A 14,264-nucleotide genomic window follows, 5' to 3' on the forward strand; every position below is an offset into this window, starting at 1 on the left:
TTTGTGCTTGACTATTATTTGTTGACCCTGTATTATCTTTCTTGGGCGCCTGTAAAGACAGGCCAATAAGTTCGTAGATAAATAAGCTCCCTGTTTCAGTGTTTTATTTGAAATAGGGAGTTTTTTCTATTATCACACCCGCAAATATAAAAAAGGAGTAGACGACAATGACGAAATACATTTTTGTAACCGGTGGAGTTGTATCATCATTAGGAAAGGGAATCGTTGCTGCCTCTTTAGGACGATTATTAAAAAATCGGGGCCTAAAGATTGCGATCCAAAAATTCGATCCTTACATCAATGTTGATCCCGGTACGATGAGTCCATACCAACACGGTGAAGTTTTTGTGACTGATGACGGCACAGAAACTGATTTGGACCTTGGTCACTATGAACGTTTTATCGATAATGATCTCAATAAATATTCAAATGTTACAACGGGTAAAATCTACTCTGAAGTTCTTCGTAAGGAACGCCGTGGGGATTACCTTGGTGGGACAGTACAAGTTATTCCACACATCACTAATGCCATTAAGGATAAGATTAAGCGCGCTGGTGAAAGTACTGATGCTGAAGTTGTAATTACTGAAATTGGTGGGACAGTTGGGGATATTGAATCACAACCATTCATGGAAGCTATTCGCCAAATGAAAGAAGAAGTGGGTAGTGAAAATGTGTTGTACATCCACACTACCTTAGTCCCATATCTTCGTGCTGCTGGTGAAATGAAGACTAAGCCAACTCAACACAGTGTTCGCGAATTACGTGGTTTAGGAATCCAACCCAATATTTTAGTTGTGCGGACAGAGCAACCAATTACTGATGATATGCGGAAGAAGATTGCCTTATTCTGTGATGTTGATCCTAAAGCCGTTGTTGAATCAATGGATGTTCATACCCTTTACGAAATTCCGTTAAACTTACAAAAGCAAGGAATGGATCAATTGGTTGTCGACCACTTTGGTTTAGATGTACCAGAAGCTGACATGACAGAATGGACAGAAATGGTAAATCATATCGAACATGACTTAACTAAGACCGTTAAGATTGCGATGGTTGGTAAGTATACTGACTTACAGGATGCTTATATTTCAGTTAATGAATCATTACGTCATGCTGGTTATCCTGTAAATGCAAAGGTAAAGATTGATCACTTTAATGCTGAAAACATTACTCCAGAAAATGTTGAAGAGACCTTGAAAGATTACGATGGGATTCTTGTTCCTGGTGGTTTTGGAAACCGGGGAGTAGAAGGAATGATCACTGCAATTAAGTATGCTCGGGAAAATGATGTTCCTTACCTCGGTATTTGCTTAGGGATGCAAACAGCATGTATTGAATTTGCACGAGATGTATTAGGTTACACTGATGCAAACTCAACTGAATTTGATACAAACACTAAACACAATATTATTGACTTGATGGCAGACCAAGCGGACATTGAAGATATGGGAGGAACACAACGGCTTGGTGCATATCCATGTAAGCTTAAGCCAGGAACAGTTGCTGCAGCGGCTTATGGTAACCAATCAATGATCAGTGAACGTCACCGTCACCGTTATGAATTTAACAACGACTACCGTCAAGAAATGGAAAACCATGGCTTGGTTATCTCTGGGGTGAACCCAGATCGGAATTTAGTTGAAGTAGTTGAAATTCCTGATAAAAAGTTCTTCGTGGCTGCTCAGTACCACCCAGAATTCAAGTCTCGTCCTAACCACCCAGAAGGATTATTTGCTGCATTTGTGAAAGCAGCCGCTGAGGACAAATAAAAATTTAAAGTGTATAATATATTTAATACAAGAGATGGGGGCAAGAATGTCACTTCTCTTGTTTTTATTTAGTAAAATTGTTAAATTTTAAGTTAAATATGCTAATTTTTGACCTGACCTTATGATTTTTTTTAAGATTGTTTATAAAAGGTTGTAATTCTCTTGATATTTCATTATCATTACAGTTGACTGTTTTGTAACTGAAATAATCATTAACTTAGCTTAAATGAAAAACAGACTAAAATTTTTAAGTGAGGAAACGCAGAAATGAAGAAAATGATCATTCAAGGAGGAAACCGTCTTTCTGGCGAAGTCACGATCGGTGGTGCCAAAAATAGTACAGTGGCATTAATTCCAGCTGCTATTCTTGCGGATACCCCTGTAGAGTTTGACACGGTTCCAGATATCTTGGATGTTCACAATCTGATGATTATTTTGGAGTCAATGAATGTAAAGTCCGAGTTTAGTCACGGAGTTTTAGATATTGATCCAACACAAATCGTAGAAGCTGAACTTCCAAGCAAGGCAATTAAAAGTCTTCGGGCTTCCTATTACTTTATGGGTGCATTATTAGGTCGTTTCCATCGCGCGACATTAACATTTCCGGGAGGCGATAATATCGGCCCCCGCCCAATTGACCAACACTTAAAAGCATTTAAAGCACTTGGAGCAACCGTTAGCGAAGAAAAGGGTACTGTTCATTTAGATGCGCCGAATGGCTTACATGGGTCTCGGATCTTTTTAGATATGGTATCAGTTGGTGCAACGATTAATGCTACCTTAGCAGCTGTTCGCGCTGAAGGAACAACGATTATTGAAAATGCAGCTCGTGAGCCGGAAATTATTGATTTAGCAACATTCTTAAATAATATGGGCGCCAAAATTCGGGGTGCTGGAACTGATACTATCCGTATCACTGGAGTAAAGACACTTCAGTCAATGAATACTCATACAATTATTGCAGATCGAATTGAAGCAGGAACATACCTATCATTGGCAGCAGCGCTTGGCGATGGTGTTATGATCCACAATGTTATCCCTGAACACTTAGAATCATTTACAAGTAAAATGATTGAAATGGGTGTTGAACTTCAAATTGATAGCGATAAGATTTATGTACCAAAATCCAGTTATTTACATCCAGTTACTGTTAAGACGATGCCATTCCCTGGTTTTGCTACTGATTTACAACAGCCGCTTACCCCGTTGATGTCACTTGCTGATGGTGATAGTACGATTGTTGATACTATTTATCCCAAGCGTGTAAAACATATTTCCCAATTACAAAAAATGGGGATGAAGATTGAAGCGCATGATGGGATGATCGTCGTTAAACATACAGAAAAGCTTCATGGCGCAGAGGTTTCTGCAGGTGAGATTCGTGCAGGAGCGGCTTTAACCATTGCTGGATTAATGGCAGATGGACAAACTGTAATTAATAATGCCGGAAATATTTTACGTGGTTACGATCGAATTGTATGGAAGCTTAACCGCCTTCATGCCAATGTTTCTATTGAGGACGATTCTTCAGTAAAAATTGGTTAGAAGTTGCGTACTTCTTTAAATCGTGGTATCCTGTTAAAGTTGATTATCTATGTTTCAGGCAATGATTCATGGCAAAAGGAGCGTAATAAATTATGAAACAAGGAATTCATCCAGATTATCATCCAGTAGTTTTTGAAGATTCATCTACTGGTTACAAGTTTCTCTCTGGCTCAACAGCCACTTCAAGTGAAACTGTTAAGTGGGAAGACGGTAATGAATACCCATTAATTCGGGTTGAAGTTACTTCAGATTCACACCCATTCTACACTGGTAAGCAAAAGTTTACCCAAGCCGACGGTGCTGTCGACAAGTTCAACAAGAAGTACGGTCTCAAGTAATCGAACTTCTTATTATGCAAAAAAGCCGGGAAAACGAAAGTTTTTCCCGGCTTTTTGCATTTAGCCCAATAAATTATTATCAACGTTATTTTGTGTCTTATAAGTATTAAGCTTTCTCTGCGTATAATATTGATAATTGAGAAAGTGGGGGGTTACCTATGCATGAAAAAATAATTAATCAGATAATTGCCCTGCATCGTTATTCTTTTGTTCGGATAACCCGGCAGACATTAATTATGATTTTCCCCATTGTTTTTATTGGAACAATGGCAAAGATGATTTTGAAAACTATTTTTAAACCAGATGGGTTTATTTATAATATTGCTTTTCTTGATGTAATACCACAGAACGTGTTACGGGTTATTCAATTTGTATTAACTAGTATTAGTCAATTGACGTTAGGAATTTTGGGGATCTATACCGTCTATATGGCAGCGAAGTTCACTGCCAAAAGATATCGCCGGGATGGTAAATTTGCTGGAATAACAGCTATTTTAACCCTCTTACTGATGTCGTATCGTTATGGTAAGTCATCCCCACAATTTTCACTCAGCTTTTATCAGCGGCTCCTTAGCGGCAATAGTCTGTTAATCGTTTTGATCCTTGGTTATGGAATCGGCCAGCTTTATCGGTGGTTAACTCCGCCAAAAGATGGTGAGAATACTAATGCACTGCCGTTATTACAAGAACGGTCATTTAGTTCAATGCTGCCAATGACAATTAGTCTTATTTTTGGAGTGGCGGTTGCTCTTTTCTTAAATTCCAACACGATTTATCATGCTTGGGCGACGAGTTACTCTACCTTAGTTACGACCGCCCAAGAACATCGGCAATTATGGTTGACGTTATTAGCTACGATGGGTCTAACAATATTTGATTGGTTAGGATTAGGTGTTCCATACACTTCGATGGCATTAACATCAGGAGATTCGTTTACTGCTAACTTGAACTATGCACTCACCCATGGAACGCCGTGGAATGTACCGTATGAGTTTTTAGGCAGTTCTCTTTATAATTCATTTGCTAACTTCGGGGGTGATGGGTTGATCCTGGCCTTAATAGTTGCCATTTTGTTAACTTCTAATGGCTCCTATATGCATCGTGTTGCGCGGTGGACGGCCTTACCAACATTATTTAATTTTAACTATGCAACAATGATTGGCTTACCGGTTGTGTTTAATCCATTATTTCTTATCCCCTTTGTCTTCTTACCGATTGTAAACATTCTCCTTGCTAGTTTAGCGATCACGATTCACTTAATCCCTTCAACTCCTTATCCGGTTTTACAGGGGACCCCAGGACCGCTTATTAGTTTTTTGGGGACAAATGGTAATTGGGGAATTTTGATTTTTACCTTGGTATTGCTTTTAATCGATATTGTTGTTTATATCCCCTTTGTAAAAATGGCCCTAGTAGTTGAAAATCGCTTAACATTAGCAGAACAGGACGTGATTAGTCATGAAAAGAATGACTAAACCAATTCTTCATACTCGTTTGGTATTAATTGGCTTAATGTTAATCTTAGTCCTAATGGCAATTCCAGCATATTTTTGGATGAAAGATACAAATAAATATTTAGCAGCCCAGCATAATTCTAGAATGTCACCGATAATTATGATTCCTGGAAGTTCGGCAACACAAAACCGTTTTAATCCGCTTATTCGTAAGCTTAACGAAGATAGCCCTAAGAAGCATAGTGTGTTGCGATTAGAAGTAAAGAACAATGGTAAAATTGTTTCGCAGGGATGGATAAATCGAGACGATAACGAACCGATTATCGTAATTGGCTTTGAAAATAATCGTGATGGTTATCAAAATATAAAGAAGCAAGCGCAAATGGTTAACCAGGTTTTTGAACGATTGACGGAAGAGTACAACTTTAATAACTTTAAGGCGTTTGGCCATTCCAATGGGGGCTTAGTATGGACTTATTGGTTGGAACATTACTACTCTGAATATAAAGATGCGATTACAATTAAAAGGTTAATGACACTGGGAACGCCATACAACTTTGCGGAATCTTCTGTTAGCCATCCAACGCAAATGTTTTCTGATTTTGTAAAGTATCGGAGTAGGATTCCTAAAAACCTATTAGTTTATTCGGTCGCGGGGACAGAAACTTATACATCGGATGGTCTCGTCCCAGAAGGAAGCGTCGATGCCGGTAAGTATATTTACCAAAAACAAGTTGCCCATTATACGAGTATGACGGTCACGGGGAAAGATGCGCAACACTCTAACTTGCCACAAAATAAACAGATTGTACGGTTGATTGAAGAGTATCTGCTTGATCCAAATGACAACGGTAATCCTAATTCACAAAATAAGCAGGGGGCTACTCAAAATTAATTAAGCAGGTTATACTAAGTTCATAATAAGAAGTAAGGAGTTCAATATCGTGAAAAAAGATAAAAAGCGATCATTTGAATGGTTACGGTGGACAGCGGTTGTTGTACTGTTATTGATTTCAGTTGTTTTAATTTTTAACCAACAGATTAAGTCTTACTTAGTAGGTAGTTATAAACCTGAGATTACCCGTCAGACAGTTCAAAGCAACCAAAAGAAAAAAGCAACCTATGATTTTCAAAGTGTTAAAGACCTTAACTTACAAACGGCTGCGAAAGCTCGCGCAAATAAGCAATCGATTAATACCATTGGAGCAATTACGGTTCCGGCTATTAACATGACGATTCCAATTGCTAATGGGGTTGATAATACAACCCTCGCGTTAGCAGCAGGAACCCTTCGTCCAGACATGAAAATGGGGGAAGGTAACTATGCGTTAGCTGGTCATAATATGGCCCATGGGAGTAAAATCTTATTTTCGCCATTGTACTATCATGCTAAGGTGGGGCAGATGATTTATATCACTAACATGGATCGCGTTTATGAATATAAGATTTATCAACGTGAATTCATTGCGGCGACCCGGGTTGATGTGGTAGATAATACGCCGGAAAAGATTATTACTTTGATTACCTGTGACGCTACCGGGGCCAATCGGTTGATGATCCGTGGTAAATTTGTTAAATCAGAACCATTTACGCAGGCACCACAAAATGTGCAAAAGAATTTTAGCGAGAAATATACAACAGGTCGTTAAAAAGAAGTGGGAAATAACCTCCTCGACAAGGCGGTTGGCTAAGCTAGGACGATGATTAGCACGGCACGGGCTGATTATCGTTCGTACTTAGACTCGAGCCTTGTGGCGACGCGAAGCTAGTTCCACGTTATCTTTCTATTGTTCATAAAAGTAGTTGAGGCTGAGAGAAAAAACAAAAGTTTTTTCTCCTATCCTCTTTTTATTTTGTGGATTTTGCCTGTATTTGTAATCCATTCCAAATTAAGAAAAACACAATGACGGTAAAAAACAGCCAAATTAAAATAAATTTTAAGTAAACAGATGAGCGAACGGACAAGAATGCCACCGTTTGCTCATTTTTTTGTTGCAAATAAATTTCTTGACTCTTTTTCAAGAACCACCTAAGAAGGAGATACATTGAATTTAAGGAGATGCAGTAATGGAAAAACGCGAACAAAAGAATGTTTTATGGTTTGATGAATTGCATCGCTCTGACGTTAATCTCGTTGGTGGGAAGTCCTCTTCCTTAGGTGAAATGACTTCTGCAATGAAAATTCCAGTTCCATATGGATTTGCAATAACCACTCACGCTTATCGTCAATTTATGGCGGAAACGGGATTAAACGACCAAATTAATAGATTATTAGCTGAAATTAATGACTATGAAAATGCTGACGAACTTCATCGAGTTTGCTCACATATTCGGCAGATGATTGTCGAAGCACCGATGCCAAGTGAGATCGCTATGACAATCAAAAAAGCTTATGCAGCCTTATCAGAAAAAATGGGTGAAACTGAACCATTTGTGGCAATTAGGTCAAGTGCGACCGCTGAAGATTTACCAAATGCCTCTTTTGCGGGGCAGCAAGAATCGTATTTGAACGTGCGTGGTGCTGAAATGGTATTAGCAAAGGTTCAGGAATGTTATGCGTCCTTGTTTACCGATCGGGCAACCTATTATCGGCATAAGCAACATTTCCCTCATGAAAAAGTGGCTTTATCGGCGGCTATCCAGATGATGGTTTTCTCAAAAGCTTCTGGAGTTATGTTTTCAGTTAACGTGGCGAACGGAAATGATGCCCAAATTGTTATTGATACGATTTGGGGATTAGGTGAATACATTGTTTTAGGAAAAGTAACACCGGATCATTTTGTAATTAATAAAGATAACCTTCAAGTAGTAGAACGTTCTGTAGTTCCAAAGGCAATTGAATTGTGTCAAACCCCTGGTGGCGGAGTGCATGAGGAACCAGTACCAGCAGACCGGGCAATCCAGCCAGCATTAACCGAAGACCAAATTCATGAATTAGCGGGATACGCAAAAGAAATTGAAAAGCACTATGGCTGTTACATGGATATGGAATTTGCGTTAGACGCACGAACAGATCGATTATGGCTAGTGCAAGCGCGTCCCGAAACAGTTTGGTCAAATAAAAATAATAAGCAAGCAACAAAGGAGTCCACTGTCTCAATGAACAAAACCGAAAAAATATTGATCAAAGGGTTACCAGCAAGTCCAGGTGTTTCAACTGGAAAGGTGCATGTAATTGCAGATCCTAAAGATATTGATGAATTTGAAGCAGGAGAAATATTAGTAACGTTGATGACTTCCCCTGACTGGGTACCGGCAATGAAAAAAGCAGCCGCAATCATCACCGATAATGGTGGAATGACCTGCCATGCCGCGATTGTTTCTCGTGAAATGCAGATCCCTTGTATCGTTGGAACTAAGAGCTGTGGGCAAGCAGTTACTGAAATGCTGCAAGATGGTGAGCAGGTAACCGTCGATGCTAAAAATGGGGTCGTTTATCAAGGTGATCTCGCAGAACAATTTAACGGCGAAAAAGAGACAACGGAATGTCACCGTGCAGAATATTACGCGCCGACAGCAACCAGAGTCATGATGAATTTAGGCGATCCAGAACTAGCAGATAAATATGCTGCACTGCCGGTTGATGGCATTGGCTTAATGCGAGAAGAATTTCTTTGGACGACTTATATTCATGACCATCCCCTTTATTTAATTGAAACTGGTCATCCCGAAAAAGTTGTTGATATGTTAGCGGATGGGATTGCTAAAGTGGCCCGGGCGATTGCTCCGCGGCCGATGGTTTTACGTTTTTCTGATTTTAAGTCAGGAGAATACCGTAATTTAACGGGCGGTGATAAATATGAGCCGCATGAACCTGCCGACTTATTGGGATGGCGTGGGGCTTCTCGGTACTATGATCCTAAATATATCGAAGCTTTTAAGCTAGAACTGGCGGCGGTAAAAAAGGTGCGTCAAGAATTTCAATTAAAGAACCTCAATGTAATGATTCCGTTTGTTCGTACCGTTGCCGAAGCGGATAAAGTTACAAAATTAATGGCAGCGGCTGGGTTACACCGTGGGCCTGATTTTAAGGTATACATGATGGCCGAGATTCCAAGTAATATCATCTTGGCGGATCAGTTTAACAAGTACGTTGATGGTTATTCGATTGGGTCCAATGATTTAGCAATGCTTATTTTAGGCTGTGATCGGAACAATGATACAGTGGCTCACCTCTTTGATGAACGCAATCTTGCGGTAAAACGGGCGATTAGTCACCTTATTAAGACTGCTCACCAAGATAACAAGACGGTATCAATATGTGGGCAAGCACCGTCTGAATATCCTGAATTAGCATCTTTCTTAATTCAACAAGGAATTGATTATATTTCAGTTAATCCAGATATGGTTAAAGAAACAAAACAGAATGTGGCAAGGATTGAACAGCGCATAATCCTGGATAACGCGACTGGCAAGGGACGACAAGCTGTGGAAAGTTATGCATGGTAGAAAGGATTGAATAAAATGCAAATTTTTGTTGATATTAATGCTTCTGAAAATGGTAATGGTTCACAAGAGTTTCCGTTTAAGTACATCCAACAAGCGGCAGATATTGCTCAACCAGGGGATTATGTCCAAGTAATGCCGGGTGAATATCATGAAGAAGTTCATCCGCAACATTCTGGAACTAGTGATAAGCCGATTATTTATGCATCCGCTAAGCAAAATCGGGCAATCATCACGGGAGCTGACCGTGTTACTGGCTGGCAACATGTTGCTGGTCCGGTATGGCAATTAAAACTCCCTAATGCCAACTTTGGTAACTATAATCCATACAACGTTTTAGTCGATCAAACTTTTAATCATGCTGGTGAAATCTTCCTAAATAATAAAGCAATGTACGAGGTTGATCAGTTAGCAAAAGTTGAAACACCAAGCGAAAATAAACTTTCACGAGACCGGAAATTTACCTGTTACACCTGGTATACCGAACAGTTGCCAGCAGAAGATGCAACCGTAATCTATGCGAACTTCCGAGCGCAAAATCCTAATGAGGAATATGTTGAACTAACTTTCCGGGAGACGTGTTTCTACCCAGAAAAAGCGGGACTTAATCATATTATCCTATCGGGCTTTACAATGACTAAAGCTGCTTGTCGGTGGGCATCTTCGCAATATAATAAGGGGATTCTTGGTACCAATCGTGGTCAAGGATGGAAGATTGCTAAGTGTGACATTTCTCACGCTAAGTGTTCCGGGATCTCCCTTGGTCGAAATATTGTTCCAACACTTGATGATGATAAGGTTTATTCACATCAGATTAAGAATAATACGATTCATGATTGTGGGCAGACCGGAATAATCGGTGTTGAAGGCAACCCATCACCGATTATTGAACACAATAGTATTTATAACATTAACGTCCGGCAAAACCTTGTCAGTGATGATGTCAGTGCGATCAACCTTTCACCAGCGATTGGGGCTAAGATTTTACGCAACTGCATTCATGATTGCACGCGCGGAATTTGGCTTGGGGGCAAGGTTGAAGATACCCAAATTTCACGGAATGTGTTCTACAACAATTCACTGCCAGATTCATTCGAGGTTACAGATGAAAATCGCGAGGACTTAGTTACAGCTCTTGGGGAAGATATTGAAATTAAAGATTCAATGGGTGTGACCTTGATTGATAACAATTTCTTATTATCAGATTGTGCGCTTAAGCTCGAATCTAAGGGTATCCTTCTCGTTCATAACCTAATTAATGGTAGTGTGGAATGGTTAAGCAATACGAATGTTGCTGAAAAAGACCCTTACTACCACCGCCTTCATCAACAAAATGTGACAGAAAGTGCTCCTTACGATTCTTCCTGTTTCTATAACAATGTCTTTATCCGGAAGAATCTCCAGAGTGAAATGGCAAAATTAATTGCATTTGCCCACGAACAGGCAAGTGAACAACCAGTTAATAATCATATTAGTGATGATAATGCCGCTTATGTTGGTCTTGCCAGTGGACAACGAAGCTATATTCCAGCTAATAAAGCAGGAAATATCTTTATGAATAATGAACAAGAAGACGTTAAAATCGACATCAATTCAAATGAAGATGGGGTATTTCTTGATAGTAATATTTGCGACTACTTGAACGAAGATACCAGTCGGGTGATCGCAGTTGGTACGACTCCTGAGACTGCCCGTGATTTTGATACGGATTTCTTGGGGAACCATCGTGAAGGAATTAGCGTAACAGCTGGACCTTTTGATGTAAAAGAAGAATACAGTCGACGCTTATTTAGGCTACTGTTTTAAGGAGGTAAAGGAATGCGCAAACCGTTTATTATTGCGAATTGGAAAATGAATAAAAACGTTCATGAATCCGTCGCATTTGTTAAAGCAATTAAAGAAAAGCTCCCAGCAAATAAAGAAATCGGGATCGCAGCACAAGCAGTTTCGCTATATAACATGAAAAAAGTGGCGGGATCTTCCAACTTACAAATTATTGCCCAAAATGCATCAGCTGAGTTAGAGGGACCGTATACTGGAGAAATTAGTATGCGGAGTTTGGCAGATGCGGGTGTGACATATGTGATGCTAGGACATTTAGAGCGCCGACGCCTGTTCAATGAAAGTAATGATTCGATTAATCAAAAAGTTTTAGCAGCCCTCAATGCCGGCATTCTTCCAATCATTTGTACAGATGAAGAGATGGTCCAAACAGAAGTTAACGGTCAAATTCATTATGTCTTTCGTCAACTAAAAAGCGTCCTTAAAGGGGTACCAGCTAACAAGCTATCACAGATTGTTATTTCATATGAACCAAGTTGGGCCGTTGGGAGCACGCACCAAGCAAATCCGGACATTGCTGAAGAGGGCTGTCAAGCAATTCGTCAAAGCCTGGTGGAAATGTATGGTAATGAAATTGGCGAGCAAGTCCGAATACTCTATGGTGGCAGCGTTAATCCCGAAAACATTGGCCGAATTATGAGTAAACCAAATGTTGACGGGGCATTAATCGGACGTGCAAGTCTCGAGATTGAAAGCTTTTTACAAATGATCAATTATATCGAATTAGCGAGCAAGCAGAAGTTACAGGTAATTTAGGAGGAAAAATGATGGCTTACTTTGATAACGGAAATAAACTTTTTGATGATGCCCGGAAGAATCACTATGCAATTGGGGCATATAATATTAATAATCTTGAATGGACACGGGCAATTTTGCGGGCAGCAGCTGAGACTAATACCCCAGTACTGATCCAAGTTTCAATGGGAGCCGCCAAGTATATGGGTGGTTATAAATTTGTCAAAGATATGGTTGAAGATCAGATGGATGCAATGGAAATTAAAGTTCCCGTTATCCTGAATCTTGATCATGGTGACTATGATGCAGCGATTGAATGTATTAACTTAGGATATTCGTCAGTTATGTTTGACGGCCATAAGTTACCGATTAAAGAAAATTATGCCAAAACCAAAGAGATTGTCCAATTAGCGCATTCACGCGGCATTGCAGTTGAAGCCGAAATCGGTAAAGTGGGAGAAAATCAGGATACTAGTAGTGGAGAACTCGCTGACGTTGAAGATGCAATGGCGTTTGCCGCAATGGGGGTGGACCGTCTTGCTTGTGGGATTGGTAATATCCACGGCATTTACCCTGCTAACTGGCCAGGGTTAGACTTTGATCGTCTTCAAGAAATTGCGAATGCGATTGATATTCCACTAGTGCTTCATGGTGGTTCAGGGATTCCTAGAGAACAGGTTCAAAAGGCAATTTCAATGGGGATTGCAAAGGTAAATATCAATACTGAATTCCAGTTAGCGTTCCAAGATGCAACCCGGAAGTATATTGAAAATGAATTAGACCTCAATAAAGCGCAAAAAGGGTATGATCCACGGAAATTATTACTTCCCGGAACAGATGCGATAACTGCTAAAATGAAAGATATGATTGAATGGTTAGGCACGCCAGCAGTTGCCTAATTATAATGGAGGTTATGGAATGGCAATCACAGTTTACTTTGTCCGGCATGGTGAGACGTACTTTAACCAGTTTGCCCGCTTGCAAGGATGGTCAGATACCCCGCTTACAGAAAAAGGCAAGATGAATGCTAAAAAGATTGGGCAAGTTTTAGCTGATTTAAGGATCGATTACCTTTTCTCCAGTGATTTAAAACGCGCGGTTGACACTGCACGGCTTTTAATTGCGGATCACCCAACCGCGACGATGAAGGAACCAATTCAAAAGGAGTTCTTCCGCGAAGTATTTTATGGGTCTTTTGAAGGTCATAGTAATGAGGAAGGAGCCATCTGGGCAAGCTATCTTGAAGGCAAGCGATTTCGGCGCATTGGTGAATTAGTTGATGAATTTGGTGTTGAAAAAGCGCATGACTTACTGAAAGCCGCCGATCCTGCCCATCTTGCAGAAGATAGTAATGAACTAAATACTCGTGTAGAGCAGGCAATTGCCTTTTTGCAAAGCTTACCTGACGAGAGTAATGTGGTTGTAGTAGCTCATGGATCGATCATCCAATATATTGCGGGGATGTATGGCGAACCTGGATATAAGTACGAAAACTTACATAATGGCGCGCTGATGAAGGTTCAGCTAACAGCTAAGGATGTTGAAATTACCGGATACAATCAATTTAAACTGTAAAAAGAGGCAAGGAATTATTTTCCAAACCTCTTTTGTTATTATGATAATTCTTTAGTAATTTTATCCAGCCATAGTGGTAATGTCTCATTTAGGCTATTATAAGTATCTTCAAAGCGGTGAGTATACCAAGGATCAGGAATTTCTTGATCTTCTTTGCCGGGAATTACTTCATATGCTAAATGGACTTTATCACGATCTTGCGCTGGTGCAATGCGTTGCAAGTTGTACTTGTTCATATTATCCATGCAGATAATGTAATCAGCCCACTCGAAGTCTTGTCGTGTAATTGGGCGTGAGATTAAGCCATCCGTTGATAGCCCGTGTGCGTGCATTGTCTTTGCGGCACCGGGGTGGGGGCCATTTCCTTCTTCTTCGTTACTTGTTCCAGCAGAATCAACATTGATTTTGCCATTTAATCCTGCCTCATCAACCATTTGCTTAAACATTGCCTCGGCCATTGGTGACCGACAAATGTTTCCTAAGCAGACAAATAAAACGTTCATGTAATCACCTCATTTATACTTCTATCATACCGAAAATGATAATATTTTGCTAAA

General features: G+C 40.0%; 12 protein-coding genes. 11 read left to right on the forward strand and 1 reads right to left on the reverse strand.

What is annotated here, in order from left to right:
• Positions 1 to 167: 167 nt before the first annotated feature.
• The 11 genes from H5S10_RS06475 (at position 168) to H5S10_RS06525 (ending at position 13,707) form a co-directional block, all read left to right on the forward strand.
• Positions 168 to 1,772, forward strand: a complete 1,605-nt coding sequence (locus H5S10_RS06475) for a CTP synthase (protein ID WP_182589106.1) — start codon at positions 168 to 170, stop codon at positions 1,770 to 1,772.
• A 267-nt stretch (positions 1,773 to 2,039) separates the two neighbouring features.
• Complete coding sequence (locus tag H5S10_RS06480) at positions 2,040 to 3,317, forward strand: UDP-N-acetylglucosamine 1-carboxyvinyltransferase (protein WP_182586522.1); 1,278 nt, start codon at positions 2,040 to 2,042, stop codon at positions 3,315 to 3,317.
• Between the two features lie 92 nt (positions 3,318 to 3,409).
• The gene (locus tag H5S10_RS06485) at positions 3,410 to 3,655 is read left to right on the forward strand and encodes a type B 50S ribosomal protein L31 (RefSeq protein WP_003665599.1); all 246 of its coding nucleotides are present in this window, start codon (positions 3,410 to 3,412) and stop codon (positions 3,653 to 3,655) included.
• 158 nt (positions 3,656 to 3,813) lie between these two features.
• Positions 3,814 to 5,130, forward strand: a complete 1,317-nt coding sequence (locus H5S10_RS06490) for a PTS transporter subunit EIIC (protein ID WP_182589107.1) — start codon at positions 3,814 to 3,816, stop codon at positions 5,128 to 5,130.
• The gene (locus tag H5S10_RS06495; protein ID WP_182589108.1) at positions 5,114 to 6,004 is read left to right on the forward strand and encodes an alpha/beta hydrolase; all 891 of its coding nucleotides are present in this window, start codon (positions 5,114 to 5,116) and stop codon (positions 6,002 to 6,004) included. The genes H5S10_RS06490 and H5S10_RS06495 overlap by 17 nt, the downstream gene beginning before the upstream one ends.
• 49 nt (positions 6,005 to 6,053) lie before the next feature.
• On the forward strand, positions 6,054 to 6,758 hold the full coding sequence (locus tag H5S10_RS06500) for a class A sortase (RefSeq protein ID WP_019254257.1): 705 nt from the start codon (positions 6,054 to 6,056) through the stop codon (positions 6,756 to 6,758).
• 418 nt (positions 6,759 to 7,176) lie between these two features.
• Complete coding sequence (ppsA, locus tag H5S10_RS06505; RefSeq protein ID WP_182589109.1) at positions 7,177 to 9,558, forward strand: phosphoenolpyruvate synthase; 2,382 nt, start codon at positions 7,177 to 7,179, stop codon at positions 9,556 to 9,558.
• 15 nt (positions 9,559 to 9,573) lie between these two features.
• Positions 9,574 to 11,361 carry a right-handed parallel beta-helix repeat-containing protein gene (locus tag H5S10_RS06510; protein ID WP_182589110.1) on the forward strand — a complete coding sequence of 596 codons (1,788 nt, stop codon included), beginning with the start codon at positions 9,574 to 9,576 and terminating at the stop codon, positions 11,359 to 11,361.
• 12 nt (positions 11,362 to 11,373) lie between these two features.
• Entirely contained in the window at positions 11,374 to 12,153 is a 780-nt protein-coding gene (gene tpiA, locus H5S10_RS06515) for a triose-phosphate isomerase (protein ID WP_182586517.1), read from the forward strand.
• Positions 12,154 to 12,164: 11 nt separating this feature from the next.
• Complete coding sequence (fba, locus tag H5S10_RS06520; protein WP_182589111.1) at positions 12,165 to 13,031, forward strand: class II fructose-1,6-bisphosphate aldolase; 867 nt, start codon at positions 12,165 to 12,167, stop codon at positions 13,029 to 13,031.
• Positions 13,032 to 13,050: 19 nt separating this feature from the next.
• Positions 13,051 to 13,707 carry a histidine phosphatase family protein gene (locus H5S10_RS06525; protein WP_182589112.1) on the forward strand — a complete coding sequence of 219 codons (657 nt, stop codon included), beginning with the start codon at positions 13,051 to 13,053 and terminating at the stop codon, positions 13,705 to 13,707.
• Positions 13,708 to 13,745: 38 nt separating this feature from the next.
• On the opposite strand, the gene H5S10_RS06530 is transcribed toward H5S10_RS06525, so the two are convergent.
• Positions 13,746 to 14,210 (reverse strand): low molecular weight protein-tyrosine-phosphatase, encoded by a 465-nt coding sequence (locus H5S10_RS06530; RefSeq protein ID WP_182589113.1) that lies wholly within the window; start codon positions 14,208 to 14,210, stop codon positions 13,746 to 13,748.
• Positions 14,211 to 14,264: the final 54 nt, after the last annotated feature.

Source organism: Limosilactobacillus balticus, from assembly GCF_014145615.1.
Taxonomy (GTDB): Bacteria; Bacillota; Bacilli; order Lactobacillales; family Lactobacillaceae; genus Limosilactobacillus; species Limosilactobacillus balticus.

Bases quoted from the DNA above. Each gene is read 5' to 3' on its own strand.
- H5S10_RS06525 (WP_182589112.1), top strand. From the start codon at position 13,051: ATGGCAATCACAGTTTACTTTGTCCGGCATGGTGAGACGTACTTTAAC.
- fba (WP_182589111.1), top strand. From the start codon at position 12,165: ATGGCTTACTTTGATAACGGAAATAAACTTTTTGATGATGCCCGGAAG.
- H5S10_RS06495 (WP_182589108.1), top strand. From the start codon at position 5,114: ATGAAAAGAATGACTAAACCAATTCTTCATACTCGTTTGGTATTAATT.
- H5S10_RS06530 (WP_182589113.1), bottom strand. From the start codon at position 14,210: ATGAACGTTTTATTTGTCTGCTTAGGAAACATTTGTCGGTCACCAATG.
- H5S10_RS06510 (WP_182589110.1), top strand. From the start codon at position 9,574: ATGCAAATTTTTGTTGATATTAATGCTTCTGAAAATGGTAATGGTTCA.
- H5S10_RS06475 (WP_182589106.1), top strand. From the start codon at position 168: ATGACGAAATACATTTTTGTAACCGGTGGAGTTGTATCATCATTAGGA.
- tpiA (WP_182586517.1), top strand. From the start codon at position 11,374: ATGCGCAAACCGTTTATTATTGCGAATTGGAAAATGAATAAAAACGTT.
- H5S10_RS06480 (WP_182586522.1), top strand. From the start codon at position 2,040: ATGAAGAAAATGATCATTCAAGGAGGAAACCGTCTTTCTGGCGAAGTC.
- H5S10_RS06485 (WP_003665599.1), top strand. From the start codon at position 3,410: ATGAAACAAGGAATTCATCCAGATTATCATCCAGTAGTTTTTGAAGAT.
- H5S10_RS06490 (WP_182589107.1), top strand. From the start codon at position 3,814: ATGCATGAAAAAATAATTAATCAGATAATTGCCCTGCATCGTTATTCT.
- ppsA (WP_182589109.1), top strand. From the start codon at position 7,177: ATGGAAAAACGCGAACAAAAGAATGTTTTATGGTTTGATGAATTGCAT.